Genomic DNA, 15914 nt, shown 5'->3' with positions numbered 1-15914 from the left:
GGGGTCGGGACTCCTCAGCCGGCGGTGAAGGCGGTGTACTCGTCGGCGGAGAGCAGGTCGGCAGGCTCGTCCGTGATCCGCACCTTGAACAGCCAGCCGCCCTCGAAGGGGGCGCTGTTCACCAGCGACGGGTCGTTGACGACGTCCTCGTTGACCTCGGTGACCTCGCCGGAGACGGGGGAGTAGAGGTCGGAGACGGACTTGGTCGACTCCAGTTCGCCGCAGGTCTCGCCCGCGGTCACCGAGTCGCCGACGTCGGGAAGCTGCACGAAGACGACGTCACCGAGCGCGTTGGCCGCGTGCTCCGTGATGCCGACCGTCGAGGCGCCGTCCTCGGCGCCCGACAGCCACTCGTGCTCCTTGCTGTAGCGCAGCTGCTGGGGGTTGCTCATGGCCTGAATTCTCCTGTACGCGAGGAAGTGGCTGGTGAAGGGGGTGGTGGGCGAAACACGTCACACGGGGGGCGACGCCGCCCCGGGGCTGCGGGCGCCGACGCCGCCCGGGTCCCTGGGGCCGGTGCCGCCCAGTGTCTACTTCCGGCGCTTGTAGAACGGCAGCGCCACGACCTCGTACGGCTCGTGGCTGCCCCGGATGTCCACGCCGACGCCCTCCGTGCCCGGGGCCGCGTGCGCGGGGTCGACGTACGCCATGGCGATCGGCTTGCCCAGCGTCGGGGACGGGGCGCCGGAGGTGACCTCGCCGATCACCTCGCCGCCGGCGACGACCGGATACCCGGCGCGCGGGACCCGGCGGCCCTCGGCGACCAGCCCGACCAGGACGCGGGGAGGCTCCGAAGCGGCACGCTCGGCGGCCTCCGTCAGCGCCGCGCGCCCGACGAAGTCGCCCTCCTTCTCGAACTTCACCACACGGCCCAGACCGGCGTCGAACGGCGTCAGCGAGGTCGTCAGCTCGTTGCCGTACAGCGGCATGCCCGCCTCCAGGCGCAGCGTGTCCCGGCAGGACAGGCCGCACGGGACCAGACCGGCACCCTCGCCCGCCTTGGTCAGGGCCTGCCACAGCTCGACGGCGTGCTCGGGCTTCACGAACAGCTCGAAGCCGTCCTCGCCGGTGTAACCGGTGCGCGCGATCAGCGCCGGGACGCCCGCGACCGTGCCGGGCAGACCGGCGTAGTACTTCAGGCCGTCCAGGTCGGCGTCGGTGAGCGACGCGAGGATGCCCGGGGACTCGGGGCCCTGCACCGCCAGCAGCGCGTAGGCGTCGCGGTCGTCGCGCACCTCGGCGTCGAAGCCGGCCGCGCGCTCGGTCAGCGCGTCCAGCACGACCTGCGCGTTGGAGGCGTTGGCGACGACCATGTACCGGACTTCCCCCAGCCGGTAGACGATCAGGTCGTCCAGGATGCCGCCGTCCTCGCGGCAGATCATGGTGTAGCGCGCCCGGCCCGGCTTCACGGTGCCGATGTTGCCGACCAGCGCGAAGTTCAGCAGCTCGGCCGCCTGCGGCCCGGTGACGGTGATCTCGCCCATGTGGGAGAGGTCGAAGAGACCGGCACGGGTGCGCACCGCGACGTGCTCCTCGCGCTCGGAGCCGTAGCGCAGCGGCATGTCCCAGCCGGCGAAGTCGGTCATCGTCGCGCCCAGCGCGCGATGCGTGGCATCGAGCGCGGTACGGCGGAGTTCGGAACTGCTCATCGGTCGGTCGTCTCCCAGGACAGGACGTGGCGAGGTCGGTCCTCCCCATCTGTCATCGGAACCTGAGAGGTTCGCCACGGCCACCGGAGTACGGCGATCAGGGCTTGCACCTTGGGTGGGACCGCCGTCGGGGCGGTCCGCTTTTCAGATGTGCCTCGCCCGCGCGGTAACGGTGCCTGAGAGATTCAAGGGAGGGACTTGCTCCTTCGGCGCCCCGGCGCGGCCGGGGACTCTCCCGCGCGGATTCAAACGGCCGGTATGCAGTTGGCGCCGCCATCATTGCACGCCCGGCCCATCCGTGGCAGACCGTGATCTGTAACCGGCTTGTGGCAGTAAGCGAACGAAAACGCGAGACCCGCGCATTACCTTCTCTTTACACTCGACGGGGAGGTACTCGTGTACCGCCCCAGGGGAGGACGATCACGGTGAACAGGACCACGGCGTACGCCACGACCTCGGGACTCCCGCTGCCCAAGCAGCCCGTCTCTCCCGCTCCGGAGGCCTGCGCCCCACTGCCCGCACCCGTCGTCCGGGACCTCAGGGACCGCGACGGCCGCAGCCCGCACGCCCTCCTCTTCGGGCCCCGCGACCTGGTGGTGATCACCGGCCTGCCCGGCAGCGGCAAGTCCACGCTGATGCGGCGCACCGTGCGCGGCCGCCGCATCGACTCCCAGGACACCCGCGACCGCTGGGACCGGCGCATGCCGCGCCTGCTGCCGTACGCGCTCTACCGCCCCCTGGTCCGCCTCGCCCACTACGCCGGACTGCGCCGCGCGCTGCGCTCCGGCGAGGGCGTCGTCGTGCACGACTGCGGCACCCAGGCCTGGGTGCGCGGCTGGCTGGCCCGCGAGGCCCGCCGCCGGGACGGCACCCTCCACCTGCTGCTCCTCGACGTCGCTCCCGGCGATGCCCTGGCCGGCCAGCGCGAGCGCGGCCGGGGCGTGTCGCGGTACGCGTTCCTGCGCCACCGCGCGGCCAACTCCCGCCTGCTGCGCGCGGTGACCGGGGGCACCCTGCCCGCCGGCTGCGCCTCGGCGGTCGTCCTGGACCGGGCGGCGGCCGACACCCTGCGCCGGATCGCCTTCACGGGGTGACGCACGGTAGGGCCGCGGGGCCGAACGGGTTAGCCTTTCAGCCACGAAGCGGCCACGAGGCGGCCGTGAACGGCGGTACCAGGCAGGCGGTAGGTAGGCAGATGGACTTCCCGGCACAGGCGCACCCCCATCCGCACGGCGGGTGGCCCGGCAACGAGCTGGAGGAGGTGCTGTCCGCCTCCCTCGGCGTCCCGACGGCCGGCGGCCGGATCGTGGAGGTCCTCGGCCGCAGCTTCCTGTGGATACCCCTGCCCAACGGCGGCGGCCCGCACAGCGGCCCCCTCGACCTGCCCTCGCTGGAGATCGACGGCCAGGCCTACGTACCGGTGTTCAGCTCCGAGGAGCAGTTCCGCCAGGTCGCCGGTGCGCAGATGGCGTACACCATCGCCCCCGCCGTGGAGTTCGCCCGCGGCCTGCCCCCGCAGGTCGGCATCGCGGTGAACCCGGAGGGTGTGGTGGGCATCCCGCTGCCGCCGCCCGCCGTGGCCGAGCTGTGCCGGGCCGGACGCACCCCGCTGGACGGGCCCGCGTCCGGCGGCCGGGTCCGCCTCTTCGAGCCGGACTGGCAGGACGACCCGGTGGACTTCCTGGCCGCCGCCTCCGCCGAGTTCGCCGCCAGCGGCGTGGTCCGCACCGCACGCCGCTGCCTGGCCGCCGTCGAGACGGCCGACCCGGTCCTGTACGTCGGCGTCGAACTCACCCACTGGGAGGGCGACGCCCGAGCCCTCCCCCTGGACGCCCTCGGCCGCGCCCTGGCCAAGTCCCCCCTGCGCTACCCGGTCAACCTGGTCCTCCTGGAGGCGGCCCAGGACCCGGTCTGCGACTGGATGCGGGAACGGGTCCGCCCCTTCTACGACCGGGACTTGTAAACGCCGGCCGGGGTGAGCGCCCCGAAGGGGCGCGGGGCCGAGACGTGCCGGCACCGTCGCGCGGGCGCGGTCGACCACGACGGACCCGTACCCGCCGGAGGGCGAGGAGCGCCGAGCTCATAGGCCCCCCGCACCCGGTGGAGCCGTAAGCTGGACCCGACACCGGGGGAACTTCTCGAAGGGGCGATACGCGTGAGCGCCAGCGGCACCACGACCGGACAGGTCGAGCACATGCTGCGCCAGGTGACGCCCGGGCGCTACGACGCCTACGAGGCCCTGCTGCGCGCCCTCGCCACCCCCGCCTCCGGCCAGGTCTGGATGCTGCTGTGGCACGGACAGGCCGGCTCCCCGGACGCCCAGTACGGGAACATGGAGGTCGAGGGCTACGGTTACGCGCCCTGCGTGACCTCCGCCCAGGAGCTGTCGGCCAGCGGCTGGAACCGGTCGTACGAGGTGGTCGACGGCCTGGAGGTCGCGCGCGCCCTCTACCCGGACCACTACGGCCTGTGGCTCAACCCGCACGCCCCCGGCGGCGGCGTCGGCATCCCCTGGCTCGACCTGCGCCGTATCGCCTCCGGCCTGGACCGCCAGCCGGCCGGTCCGCTGCGGCTGTCCGAACCGGCCATCGAGATTCCCCAGTTCTACGCCCTGCTCGCGCAGAACGCCCACCGCACCCCGGCGGTCCGCGCGCTGCGCCGCGCCTGGGTGCAGCCGGCGCTCGGGGCGCCGTATCTCGCCATCGGCCTGGACGTGTACGACACCTCCCCGCCGGCCGTCGACGCGGTGCGCGCGATGATGCAGCAGTCCGTCGGCGCGGTGCCGGACGGGCTGCCGGTGTCGACGGTGGCGATGACCGACACCCACGATCCGGTCGCCCTGTGGCTGCGCGCCAACGCCCGCCCGTTCTACGACCGCGAGGCCCACGCGGGTGCCCCCGCCCAGGCACCGGCGGGCGGGTACGGATACCCTCCGGCCGGTAGCCGGTACTGACGGCGGGGGGCCGTCCGCCCGTCGGAAGAGGGGATCTTCGCGCGTAGATGAAGGCGCAAAGCGCCCTCATGTCCCCGATGTCCAACTCGCCCCCGTCCGGCCCCCGTTACCCACTGTCCGGATAACGGAACACCTCGAACAGCATCACGGTTGCGCATCCATTCCCCGTCAGCTCTGGCTACAGATCGCCAAAGCGTTGAAGACTCCCGCAACAAGGGGTGGATGCTCGCCCCTTTGTACGACGGACTGATCACGCCGCTACAGCGGCAAGTGCGGGCCGGCTACCGCCGGTTGAGAGGGGTCCCTGCCAGATGACGGCACCATTGCACGAGCCGACCGCGGAAGCGGCCCCGAGTGCGGCAGAGGAAGCGGCGGTCGCCGGCGCCGAGGCCAAGTCGGTACAAGGCCGCTCCCTGGGCCGGATCGCCTGGGAGCGCCTGAAGAAGGACCGGCTGGCCCTCGCGGGCGGCATCGTGGTGCTGCTCCTCATCCTGGTCGCCGTCTTCGCGCCCCTGATCACCTCCCTGTACGGGCAGGAGCCCAACGCGTACAACGAGGACATGATCGACCCGCTCTTCGGCACCCCCACGGGCTCCCTGGGCGGCGTCAGCGGCGAGCACTGGCTCGGTGTGGAGCCGGTCAACGGCCGTGACATCTTCGCCCGCATCGTCCACGGCGCCCGGATCTCGCTGCTCGTCGGCTTCCTGTCCGCCATGGTCGCCGTGGTCATCGGCACCGTTCTGGGTGTCCTCGCCGGCTTCTTCGGCGGCTGGGTCGACTCCCTCATCAGCCGGATCATGGACGGCCTGCTGGCCTTCCCGCAGCTGCTGTTCATCATCGCGCTGGTCTCCGTGATGCCGGACTCCATGCTGGGGCTGAGCGGCACGGGTGTGCGCCTGCTCATGATGATCGTGGTCATCGGCTTCTTCGGCTGGCCCTACATCGGCCGCGTGGTCCGCGGCCAGACCCTCTCGATGCGTGAACGGGAGTACGTCGAGGCGGCCCGGTCGCTGGGGGCCGGGCGGTTCTACATCCTGTTCAAGGAACTGCTGCCCAACCTGGTGGCGCCGATCATCGTCTACACGACGATGATGATCCCGACCAACATCCTCACCGAGGCGGCGCTCAGCTTCCTGGGCGTGGGCGTCAAGCCGCCCACGTCGTCCTGGGGGCAGATGCTCTCGAGCGCGATCGACTACTACAAGTCGGACCCGATGTACATGGTGGTCCCCGGTGTGGCGATCTTCATCACCGTTCTTGCCTTCAACCTCTTCGGTGACGGCGTGCGCGACGCGTTGGACCCGAAGGGATCCCGCTGACCTGCCGTACCGCAAAGCGACCCGTGGCACCTGCACGGGGTCTCTCATCTAATCCGGAGGATCCGAGATCGTGACTACCCAACGCACCTCAGGGCGGCGCAAGCAGGCTTTGGCCGCTGCCGCAGTGGTCGCCGCGCTGCTGACCACGGCGGCGTGCGGCGGCGGCGGCGACGACGACGGCGGCAGCGGTTCGAAGAACGGCGCGGCCGGCTTCGACGCCGCCAACAACAAGGTCGCCCAGGCCTCCGAGGCCAAGAAGGGCGGGACGCTGAAGTTCGCCAGCACGCAGGACGCCGACTCGTGGGACACCACGCGTGGCTACTACGGCTTCATGTGGAACTTCTCCCGCTACTACAGCCGCCAGCTCGTCACGAACAAGACGGAGCCGGGCAAGACCGGCGCCGAGGTCACCCCCGACCTCGCCACCGACGTCGCCAAGGTCTCGGACGACGGCAAGACCTACACGTACACCCTGCGTGACGGCATCACCTGGGAGGACGGCAAGCCGATCACCTCCAAGGACGTCAAGTACGGCATCGAGCGCGTGTGGGCGCAGGACGTGCTGTCCGGCGGTCCGACGTACCTCAAGGAGGTGCTCGACCCCAAGGACGAGTACAAGGGCCCGTACAAGGACAAGTCCAAGGACAAGCTGGGTCTGAAGGCGATCGAGACGCCGGACGACAAGACCATCGTCTTCCACCTGCCGAAGGCCAACTCGGACTTCGAGGAGATGCTCGCGCTGACCTCGGCGTCCCCGGTCCGCCAGGACAAGGACACCAAGTCCAAGTACGGTCTGCACCCGTTCTCCTCGGGCCCGTACAAGTTCGAGTCGTACAACCCGGGCAAGGACCTGACCCTGGTCCGCAACACCGAGTGGAAGCAGAGCTCGGACCCGGTCCGCAAGGCGTACCCGGACAAGATCACGATCAAGTTCTTCACCAACGCCAACGACATGGACGCCCGCCTGATCGCCGGCGACTACGACATCGACCTGGCCCAGACCGGTCTGTCCCCGCAGGGCCGCACCACGGCGCTGAAGGAGCACAAGGAGAACCTGGACAACCCGGTCTCGGGTTACATCCGGTACGCCGCGTTCCCGCAGAACGTGGAGCCGTTCAACAACCTCCACTGCCGCAAGGCCGTGCTCTACGGAGCCGACCACGTCTCCCTGCAGACCGCGCGCGGCGGCCCGATCGCCGGTGGTGACATCGGCACCAACATGCTGCCGCCCGCCGTCCCGGGCTCCGAGGGCCAGAAGTACGACCCGTACGAGATGGCCGGTGCCAACAAGAAGGGCAACGTCGAGAAGGCCAAGGAAGAGCTGAAGGCCTGCGGCAAGCCGAACGGCTTCAAGACCACCATCGCGGTCCGCAACAACAAGCCGGTCGAGGTCGCCACCGCCGAGTCCCTCCAGGCCTCGCTGAAGAAGGTCGGCATCAACGTCGAGATCGACCAGTACGACGGCTCGCAGTACGCCAGCGTCATCGGTAGCCCCACGAACGTGAAGAAGAAGGGCTACGGCATCATCATCATGGGCTGGGGCCCGGACTTCCCGTCCGTGCAGGGCTACGGTCTGCCGCTGTGGCACAGCGACTACATCCTCGACAGCGCGAACAACAACTTCGCGATGATCGACGACCCGAAGATCGACGGTCTCTTCGCCGACTACCTGACCGCCAAGGACGACGCGGCCAAGGAGAAGATCGCCACCGAGATCAACCACAAGGTGATGGAGGGCGCGTACTACCTGCCCTTCGTCTTCGAGAAGTTCATCAACTGGCGCTCCAGCAACATCGCGAACGTGTACACCACCGACGCCTACAGCGGTATGTACGACTTCGTGAACATCGGCCTGAAGAACCCCAAGAAGTAACCGGTACACCCGCCGTACGGCACGAAAGGCAGGTGAAGGCCGGCGCGGCGTGACCGCGGGCCGCCGGACAACCTCCGGCGGCCCGCGGGGCGCAGCGGGCCGCAACCCGTGCTCGCTTACCTCATCAGGCGGCTGTTCGCCGCCGCAGTGATGCTCGTGGTCATCATCCTGGTGGTCTTCTGCATCTTCTTCCTCGTCCCCAAGTGGGCCGGGGTCGACATCGCCCTGAACTTCGTCGGCAAGCAGGCGGACCCCGCCGCCGTCGAGGGTGTGCGGGAGAAGCTGGGTCTGGGCGACCCGGTCCTCGTGCAGGCGTGGGAGTTCTTCAAGGGCATCTTCGCGGGTCGCACCTACGCGGCCGGCGGCGACGTGACCCAGTGCGCCGCGCCCTGCTTCGGCTACTCCTTCAAGACCGAGCAGTCGGTCTGGCCGGTGCTGACCGAGCGTTTCCCGGTGACCCTGGCTCTCGCGCTCGGCGCCGCCGTGCTGTGGCTGATCTTCGGCGTGGCCGCCGGTGTGCTCTCCGCCCTCAAGCGCGGCACGCTGTGGGACCGCGGCGCGATGGTCGTCGCCCTGGCGGGTGTCTCCCTCCCCATCTACTTCACCGGTCTGCTCAGCCTGGCGATCTTCTCCTACGGACTGGGCTGGATCGACGGTGAGTTCGTACCGCTCGAGGACAGCTTCAGCGGATGGTTCGGCGGCATGATCCTGCCCTGGATCACGCTGGCCTTCCTCTACGCCGCGATGTACGCCCGGATCACCCGCGCCACCATGCTGGAGATCCTCGGCGAGGACTACATCCGCACCGCGCGGGCCAAGGGCCTCAAGGAACAGGTCGTCATCAGCAAGCACGCGATGCGTTCGACCCTGACCCCGCTGCTCACCATGCTCGGCATGGACCTCGGCGCCCTGATGGGCGGCGCGATCCTGACCGAGACCACGTTCAGCCTCCCCGGCCTCGGCCAGAAGGTGCTGGACGCGATCCAGAACCACGACCTGCCCTTTATCCTGGGCGTCGTCCTGATCACTTCTCTCGCGGTGCTGATCGCCAACCTCGTGGTGGACGTCCTGTACGCCGTGATCGACCCCCGAGTGAGGCTCGCATGACCGAACTGAGCAAGAGCGGGGCAGCGGTGGGCGAGCCCACCGCCACCTCGCCCGCGCCGACCGCCTTCCTGGAAGTACGCGACCTCAAGGTCCACTTCCCGACCGACGACGGCCTGGTCAAGTCCGTCGACGGGCTCTCCTTCCAGTTGGAGAAGGGCAAGACCCTCGGCATCGTGGGAGAGTCCGGCTCCGGCAAGTCGGTGACCTCGCTGGGCATCATGGGCCTGCACACCGCCGGCCAGTACGGCAAGCGCAAGGCGCAGATATCCGGCGAGATCTGGCTGGACGGCACCGAGCTGCTGTCCGCCGACCCCGACCACGTGCGCAAGCTGCGCGGCCGCGAGATGGCGATGATCTTCCAGGATCCGCTCTCCGCGCTGCACCCGTACTACACGATCGGCCAGCAGATCGTGGAGGCGTACCGCATCCACCACAAGGTGGACAAGAAGACCGCCAAGCGCCGCGCGGTGGAGATGCTCGACCGGGTCGGCATCCCGCAGCCCGACAAGCGGGTGGACAGCTACCCGCACGAGTTCTCCGGCGGTATGCGCCAGCGCGCGATGATCGCGATGTCGCTGGTGAACAACCCCGAGCTGCTCATCGCGGACGAGCCGACCACCGCCCTGGACGTCACCGTCCAGGCGCAGATCCTGGACCTCATCCGGGACCTGCAGAAGGAGTTCGGCTCCGCGGTCATCATCATCACCCACGACCTGGGCGTCGTCGCCGAGCTGGCCGACGACCTCCTGGTGATGTACGGCGGCCGGTGCGTCGAGCGCGGTCCGGCGGAGAAGGTGTTCTACGAGCCCCGGCACCCCTACACCTGGGGCCTGCTCGGCTCGATGCCGCGGCTCGACCGCGACCAGCAGGAACGCCTCATCCCGGTCAAGGGCTCGCCGCCCTCCCTCATCAACCTCCCGTCCGGCTGCGCCTTCAACCCGCGCTGCCCGTACGCCGACGTGCCCAAGGACGACGTCACCCGCACGGTCCGCCCCGAGCTGACCGAGGTCGGCAGCAAGCACTGGGCCGCCTGCCACATGTCGCAGGAGCAGCGGGAGCGTATCTGGACCGAAGAGATTGCGCCGAAGCTGTGAGCGACCAGGCAGAGGACAAAGCGGTGACCATCCCCGCACAGACCAGCGGCACCACCCTCACCAAGGACGCCGCCCCCGGTGACACCCTGCTGAAGGTCACCGGGCTGCAGAAGCACTTCCCGATCAAGAAGGGCCTGCTGCAGCGCCAGGTCGGCGCGGTCCGCGCCGTCGACGGCATCGACTTCGAGGTCAGGGCCGGCGAGACGCTGGGCGTCGTGGGCGAGTCCGGCTGCGGCAAGTCGACCATGGGCCGGCTGATCACCCGGCTCCTGGAGCCGACCGCGGGCAAGGTCGAGTTCCAGGGCAAGGACATCACCCACCTCGGGGTCGGCGGCATGCGTCCGCTGCGCCGCGACGTGCAGATGATCTTCCAGGACCCGTACTCCTCGCTGAACCCGCGCCACACCATCGGCACTATCGTCAGCGCCCCGTTCAAGCTCCAGGGCGTCGAGCCCGAGGGCGGGGTCAAGAAGGAGGTCCAGCGGCTGCTGTCGGTGGTCGGTCTCAACCCCGAGCACTACAACCGCTACCCGCACGAGTTCTCCGGCGGCCAGCGCCAGCGCATCGGCATCGCCCGCGCGCTCGCGCTCAACCCGAAGCTGGTCGTGGCCGACGAGCCGGTCTCCGCGCTCGACGTGTCGATCCAGGCCCAGGTCGTCAACCTGCTCGACGACCTGCAGAGTGAGCTCGGTCTCACGTACGTGATCATCGCGCACGACCTGTCGGTCGTCCGGCACGTCTCGGACCGCATCGCGGTGATGTACCTCGGCAAGATCATGGAGCTGGCCGACCGCGACCTGCTCTACAAGTCGCCGATGCACCCGTACACCAAGGCGCTGATGTCGGCCGTCCCGATCCCGGACCCGGCCCGCAAGGCGGCCAAGAGCGAGCGCATCCTGCTCAAGGGCGACGTGCCCTCGCCGATCGCCCCGCCGAGCGGTTGCCGCTTCCACACCCGGTGCTGGAAGGCGACGCAGATCTGCGCCACCACCGAGCCGCCGCTGAAGGAGCTGCGGCCCGGCCAGCAGGTGGCCTGCCACCACCCGGAGAACTTCGAGGACCAGGCCCCGCAGGACGTCGTCCTGCTCTCCGCCGCGAAGGAGGCGGCGGAGCTGGTGTCGGAGGAGGCGCTGGCGGAGTCGGCGGCGACCTCGGCGGCCGTGGCCGCGGAGGTCGAGGGCACGGAGGCCGGGTCGGCCGAGACCAAGTCGGCCGAGACCAAGTCGGCCGAGACCGAGTCGGCCGAGACCGAGTCCGCCGAGACCAAGTCGGCCAAGGCCGGGTCGGCCGAGGCCGAGTCGACCGAGAGCGAGTCGACCGAGAGCGAGTCGACCGAGAGCGAGTCGACCGAGAGCGAGTCCACCGAGGCCGCTGAGGGCGAGACTGAGGGCGAGGCCGCTGAGGGCGAGGCCGCTGAAGGCGCCGCGTCGGACGGTGACCAGCCCTCCGCCGGGAGCGGCGACGAGCCCGCCGCCGAGGAGGAGCCTCCCGCCAAGGGGAAGTGACCTCACTCACCCGCACTGCCAGCGAGCCCCTGCCTTTGTTTGTAAGGCAGGGGCTCGCTGGCAGGTAAGAATGGAAGGGTGTACGAGCAACTCTTCAGCCCCACCGTCCAGCACACGCTGGACCTGGTCGGCATCTTCGTCTTCGCCATCTCCGGCGCGCTGCTGGCCGTACGCAAGAACTTCGACGTCTTCGGCATCGCCGTCCTCGCCGAGGTCACCGCGCTGGGCGGCGGGCTGTTCCGGGACCTGGTGATCGGCGCGGTGCCGCCCGCCGCCTTCACCGACCTCGGGTACTTCCTCACCCCGCTGCTCGCGACGCTGCTGGTCTTCTTCCTCCACCCCCACGTGGAGCGGCTCCAGACCGGCGTGAACATCTTCGACGCGGCGGGCCTCGGCCTGTTCTGCGTCGCCGGCACCACCAAGGCGTACGACTACGGCCTCGGCCTGACCGCCTCCGCCTGCCTGGGCCTGACCACCGCGGTCGGCGGCGGCGTCCTGCGCGACGTGCTCGCCAACGAGGTGCCCTCACTGCTGCGCTGGGACCGCGACCTGTACGCCGTCCCGGCGATCGTCGGCTCCGCGATGGTCGCCCTGTGCATCCGCTACGAGGCGCTCACCCCGTTCACCAGCGGACTCGCGGTCGTCACGGCCTTCGTGCTGCGGCTGCTCGCGCTGCGCTTCCACTGGCGGGCGCCGCGCGCCTGGAACCGCAGGTCGACGGTGGTGGAGGGGGACTGACCCGGACCCGCTACGGACGCGGCATGTCCTTGACGAAGACGAGGCCGTCGACCGTGTCCAGGTGGCCGGGATCGAACGGGGCGTAGCCGAACCAGGGGGACACCCGGGGTTCGGGCCGCGGGTCGCCGAGGACGCCGGCCAGCTGTGCGGGCTCGATCACGCAGGGGCTGTCGGGGAGCGCATACAGGAGCCCCTCGACGGTCTCCGGCGGCGGGGTGTCCACGCCGTGGTGCCGGATCGTGCCCAGAGCCGTGGCCACGAAGCCGTACTCCCCGCCGAGTCGGGCGCTGACGAGGGCCCCCGCACTCCACCATTCCAGCGGTCCCTGCCACATCCGCATCGAGCTCTTCTCGCGCTGGAGGTGGGCGTTGTGGGCGTGGACGAGCGTCGGCCCCCGCTCGGCGAGCGCGACGAGGTTGTCGGCCATCATCCGGTCCCGCACGCCCAGCATCCGGGTCATACGGGCGGGGGAGTCGTCGGCCATCGCGTAGTGGTACGCCAGCAGGCCGGTGGCGGTACGTGCGTGCAGGCGGGCCCGCTCCCAGTCGTCCCGCGAGGCGGACGCGATCAGGTGCGGCGTCTGCTCGTCCAACAGCGACGCGAGATCGGCGGCGAGTGTCCGCAACCGGCCGGCCTCGGCCGACCGCCCCACGGACCGGGCGGGGTCCATCATGGCCTCGGGCTCGGTCCACCGGTCGTCGGCGCCGAGCAGGCGGTCCAACGTCTTCGCGGTGCAGGGGAGCAGGTCCGGGTCCACCCACGCCGAGAGACAGCCGTGCAGGGCGGTGAGCGCCTGCCGGGGGCTCTCGGCACCGGTGATCTCCAGCGGGCCGTCGAAGCCGGCGAAACGGATCCGCTCCCGCGCGGGCCGGCCCTCGTTGTACGCGCGCATCCAGCGCACGAGTTCCCGGTTGGGCGCGCTCGGGCCCCAGGGGTGGCTGAATCCGCGTGCCATGACCTCGTCGAGGGTGCCGGCGCCCCAGGTGACGTAGTCGTCCACGAACAGTCCCCGCAGGCAGTCGCTCTCGATCGTGATCGTCCGGTAGCCGTGCCGCTCGACGAGTTGCCGGAAGGCGGCGTTGCGCACGTCGAGCAGGGCGTCCTCGCCGTGCGTGGGCTCGCCCAGGGCGAGCAGCCGGGGCGGGGCGGGGAACAACCGCATGACAGCGGCCGCGTCCAGGGGCTGGGCGATGTCGGCTGTGGTCTCGATGCGTTCGGCCATGGCTTCAACGGTATCGTTGAAGTTTCGGTTGAAACTTCGTCGTGAAAACATGGGAAACATGGCCGCGAACCCTCAAAGCACGGGGAAGCTCAGACCGGTCGACCTGGCTCGCGCGCACGGTCTGTCGGCGCAGGCCGTCAGGAACTACGAGGCGGCCGGCATCCTCCCGGCCGCCGAGCGCACGGCCCACGGCTACCGCGTCTACACCGCGCTGCACGCCCGGGCCCTGGACGCGTTCCTCGCCCTGCTGGCGGGCCACGGTCACCGGACGGCGGGCTCGGTGATGCGGGCCGTGAACGAGGACGCGGTGGACGAGGGGCTCCGGTTGATCGACGAGAGCCACGCCCGGCTGCTCGACGACCGGCGGACGCTGGAGGCCGTGGAAGGCGCACTGCGGGACCTGGTGCCCGAGGCCGCCGGGGACGTGCCGGGTTCGGCGGGCGGCTTCATCGGGTCCCTCGCGGCGGAGCTGGGCGTCCGGCCCGCGACCCTGCGCGCCTGGGAGCGGGCCGGCCTGGTGCGCCCACGGCGCGACCCGGTGACCGGGTACCGCCGCTACGACGAGGCCGACGTCCGGGACGCCCGCCTCGCCCACCAGCTCAGGCGCGGCGGCTACCCGCTGGAGCGGATCGCGTCCGTGATCGCCCAGGTGCGTGCGGCCGGGGGAGTGGAGCCGCTGGAGGCCGCCCTGCGGGAGTGGCACGACCGGGTGTCGGCCCGTGGCCGGGCGATGGTGGCCGGGGCGGCGGAACTCGACGCGTACCTGCGCGCCTGGGAACGGTCGCGAAAAGCTACCGCTTAGTAGTTGCCTGTTGTACCGTGCAGTCATGCCAGAAGCAGCCTCCGCAGCGGCCGTACGGGCCACCATCGGCGACAGCGAGTTCGACCGGGACACCGCCGTCACCCGGCGCGCCCCCGGCGTCTACGACATCGACCTGTCCGCCGGCTGGACGATCATCAACGCCGTCAACGGCGGCTATCTGCTGGCCGTCCTGGGCCGGGCCCTCGGCGACGCCCTCCCGCACCCCGACCCCTTCACCATCTCGGCGCACTACCTCACCGCCTCCCAGCCCGGCCCGGCCCTCGTGCGCACCGAGACCGTCCGCACGGGACGCACCCTCTCCACCGGCCAGGCCTCCCTCTTCCAGTACGACGACGAGGGCAACGAGGTGGAGCGCATCCGCGTCCTCGCCTCCTACGGCGACCTCGACGCGCTGCCTGACGACGTCCGCACCTCGGCCACGCCGCCCGCGATACCGCCGACGGACCAGTGCTTCGGCCCCCAGGACGGTCCCGCCCCCGTCGAGGGCAGCTCGGCCATCACCGACCGGCTGATGCTCAAGCTGGACCCCGCCACCCTGGGCTGGGCGCTCGGGCAGCCCTCGGGCCGGGGTGAGATGCGGGCCTGGTTCGGCCTCGCCGACGGCCGCGACGCCGACCCGCTCTCGCTGCTCCTCGCGGTGGACGCGCTGCCGCCGACCGCCTTCGAGCTGGGGCTCAAGGGCTGGGTGCCGACGGTCGAGCTGACCGCGCACGTGCGGTGCCGTCCGGCGCCGGGCCCGCTGCGGGTCTCCATCACCACGCGCAACCTCGCCGGCGGCTTCCTGGAGGAGGACGCCGAGGTCTGGGACAGCGCCGACCGGCTGGTCGCCCAGTCCCGCCAGCTGGCCCGGGTGCGGCTCGGCTGACCCGGCTGCTCCTCAGTCCAGCCAGTGCCTGCGGCCGACGCTGATCAGCCGCAGTTGCCGCCGTGCCGTCCCGACGGCCCGGCGGCGCTCCTCTTCCGGGGCGTCCAGTGTCTCCAGGAAGTAAGACGCCGTGATCAGCATCTGGTCGACGTAGAGGCCCGCCAGCATGCGCAGGTCGGCGTCGCTCCAGCCCGCCGCCGACGCGTCCGTGGCCAGCTCGGCCTTCACCTCCTCGGCGAACCGCGCCAGTTGCTCCCGTATCGCCCTGCGCACCGGCTGCACCCCGCCGTGCCGCTCCCGCGCGATGAAGCGGACGTGGGCCGGGTGCGCGGCCACGTGCCCGGCGATCAACTCGACCGCGCGGGCGATGCGTTCGTCGTCGTCCTCGGCCGGTGACATCGTCGTGCGGATCATCGGGTGCAGGCTGCCCAGCGCCTCCTCGACCAGCGCCACGCCGAGATCGTCCGTGGAGCGGAAGTGCCGGTAGAAGGCGGTCGGCGCCACCCCCACGGCGCGCGTGACCTCACGCAGCCCCAGGCTGCTCAGACTCTGCTCCTCCAGCAGGCCCAGCGCCGCGTCCAGGAGCGCCTGCCGGGTCTTCTGCTTCTGCGCCTGCCGAACGCCGGGGGTGTGACTCATGCCATGCAGTTAACAACTGTTCTCCGGAATTGAAAAGCCGGACGGCGCGCTAGACTGAGAAGTCAGTGAACAACTGTAACTACAACCGTTCACCGAAGTCCGGAAGGAAGTCCGGAAGTCTGGGGGA

15 protein-coding genes and 1 riboswitch are annotated in these 15914 nt (G+C 70.5%); of the genes, 11 read left to right on the top strand and 4 right to left on the bottom strand.

The window, feature by feature from the left end; all coding sequences use genetic code 11:
• Positions 1-14: 14 nt before the first annotated feature.
• Both gcvH and gcvT read right to left on the bottom strand, forming a co-directional pair.
• Positions 15-392: a glycine cleavage system protein GcvH gene (gcvH, locus tag NI25_RS11950; protein ID WP_061442434.1), complete on the bottom strand. Its 378-nt coding sequence runs from the start codon at positions 390-392 to the stop codon at positions 15-17.
• A 138-nt stretch (positions 393-530) separates the two neighbouring features.
• Complete coding sequence (gcvT, locus tag NI25_RS11945) at positions 531-1649, bottom strand: glycine cleavage system aminomethyltransferase GcvT (protein ID WP_061442433.1); 1119 nt, start codon at positions 1647-1649, stop codon at positions 531-533.
• A gap of 154 nt (positions 1650-1803) precedes the next feature.
• Positions 1804-1897, bottom strand: a riboswitch (glycine riboswitch).
• 177 nt (positions 1898-2074) lie between these two features.
• Between gcvT and NI25_RS11940 the strand changes: the two genes are divergently transcribed.
• The 9 genes from NI25_RS11940 to NI25_RS11900 all read left to right on the top strand — a co-directional run bounded on the left by NI25_RS11940 (position 2075) and on the right by NI25_RS11900 (position 12238).
• Entirely contained in the window at positions 2075-2743 is a 669-nt protein-coding gene (locus NI25_RS11940; protein WP_061442432.1) for an AAA family ATPase, read from the top strand.
• Positions 2744-2844: 101 nt separating this feature from the next.
• On the top strand, positions 2845-3612 hold the full coding sequence (locus tag NI25_RS11935; protein WP_061442431.1) for an enhanced serine sensitivity protein SseB: 768 nt from the start codon (positions 2845-2847) through the stop codon (positions 3610-3612).
• 192 nt (positions 3613-3804) lie between these two features.
• Positions 3805-4602 carry an enhanced serine sensitivity protein SseB C-terminal domain-containing protein gene (locus NI25_RS11930; protein WP_061442430.1) on the top strand — a complete coding sequence of 266 codons (798 nt, stop codon included), beginning with the start codon at positions 3805-3807 and terminating at the stop codon, positions 4600-4602.
• A gap of 311 nt (positions 4603-4913) precedes the next feature.
• Entirely contained in the window at positions 4914-5921 is a 1008-nt protein-coding gene (locus tag NI25_RS11925) for an ABC transporter permease (RefSeq protein ID WP_061442429.1), read from the top strand.
• 70 nt (positions 5922-5991) lie between these two features.
• The gene (locus NI25_RS11920) at positions 5992-7794 is read left to right on the top strand and encodes an ABC transporter substrate-binding protein (RefSeq protein ID WP_061442428.1); all 1803 of its coding nucleotides are present in this window, start codon (positions 5992-5994) and stop codon (positions 7792-7794) included.
• A 108-nt stretch (positions 7795-7902) separates the two neighbouring features.
• Entirely contained in the window at positions 7903-8901 is a 999-nt protein-coding gene (locus NI25_RS11915; protein WP_061442427.1) for an ABC transporter permease, read from the top strand.
• Positions 8898-9995, top strand: coding sequence for an ABC transporter ATP-binding protein (locus NI25_RS11910; protein ID WP_061442426.1), 1098 nt, complete (start codon positions 8898-8900; stop codon positions 9993-9995). Before NI25_RS11915 ends, NI25_RS11910 begins: the two co-directional genes overlap by 4 nt.
• A gap of 23 nt (positions 9996-10018) precedes the next feature.
• Complete coding sequence (locus tag NI25_RS11905) at positions 10019-11500, top strand: ABC transporter ATP-binding protein (RefSeq protein ID WP_061442425.1); 1482 nt, start codon at positions 10019-10021, stop codon at positions 11498-11500.
• Between the two features lie 78 nt (positions 11501-11578).
• Positions 11579-12238: a trimeric intracellular cation channel family protein gene (locus NI25_RS11900; RefSeq protein WP_003973517.1), complete on the top strand. Its 660-nt coding sequence runs from the start codon at positions 11579-11581 to the stop codon at positions 12236-12238.
• Between the two features lie 10 nt (positions 12239-12248).
• Here NI25_RS11900 and NI25_RS11895 read toward each other — a convergent pair whose 3' ends face one another.
• Positions 12249-13460 carry an erythromycin esterase family protein gene (locus tag NI25_RS11895; RefSeq protein WP_061442424.1) on the bottom strand — a complete coding sequence of 404 codons (1212 nt, stop codon included), beginning with the start codon at positions 13458-13460 and terminating at the stop codon, positions 12249-12251.
• Between the two features lie 58 nt (positions 13461-13518).
• Here NI25_RS11895 and NI25_RS11890 point away from each other — a divergent pair, with 58 nt between their 5' ends.
• Positions 13519-14262 carry a TioE family transcriptional regulator gene (locus NI25_RS11890; protein WP_061442423.1) on the top strand — a complete coding sequence of 248 codons (744 nt, stop codon included), beginning with the start codon at positions 13519-13521 and terminating at the stop codon, positions 14260-14262.
• Between the two features lie 25 nt (positions 14263-14287).
• Entirely contained in the window at positions 14288-15148 is an 861-nt protein-coding gene (locus NI25_RS11885; protein ID WP_061442422.1) for a thioesterase family protein, read from the top strand.
• Positions 15149-15160: 12 nt separating this feature from the next.
• On the opposite strand, the gene NI25_RS11880 is transcribed toward NI25_RS11885, so the two are convergent.
• Positions 15161-15787, bottom strand: coding sequence for a TetR family transcriptional regulator (locus NI25_RS11880; protein WP_061442421.1), 627 nt, complete (start codon positions 15785-15787; stop codon positions 15161-15163).
• Between the last annotated feature and the right edge of the window lie 127 nt (positions 15788-15914).

Origin of the sequence: Streptomyces sp. CCM_MD2014 (assembly GCF_000772045.1) — a bacterium.
In the GTDB taxonomy this organism is placed as follows: Bacteria; Actinomycetota; Actinomycetes; order Streptomycetales; family Streptomycetaceae; genus Streptomyces; species Streptomyces salinarius.
This window is presented reverse-complemented; position numbering and strand designations above follow the sequence as displayed.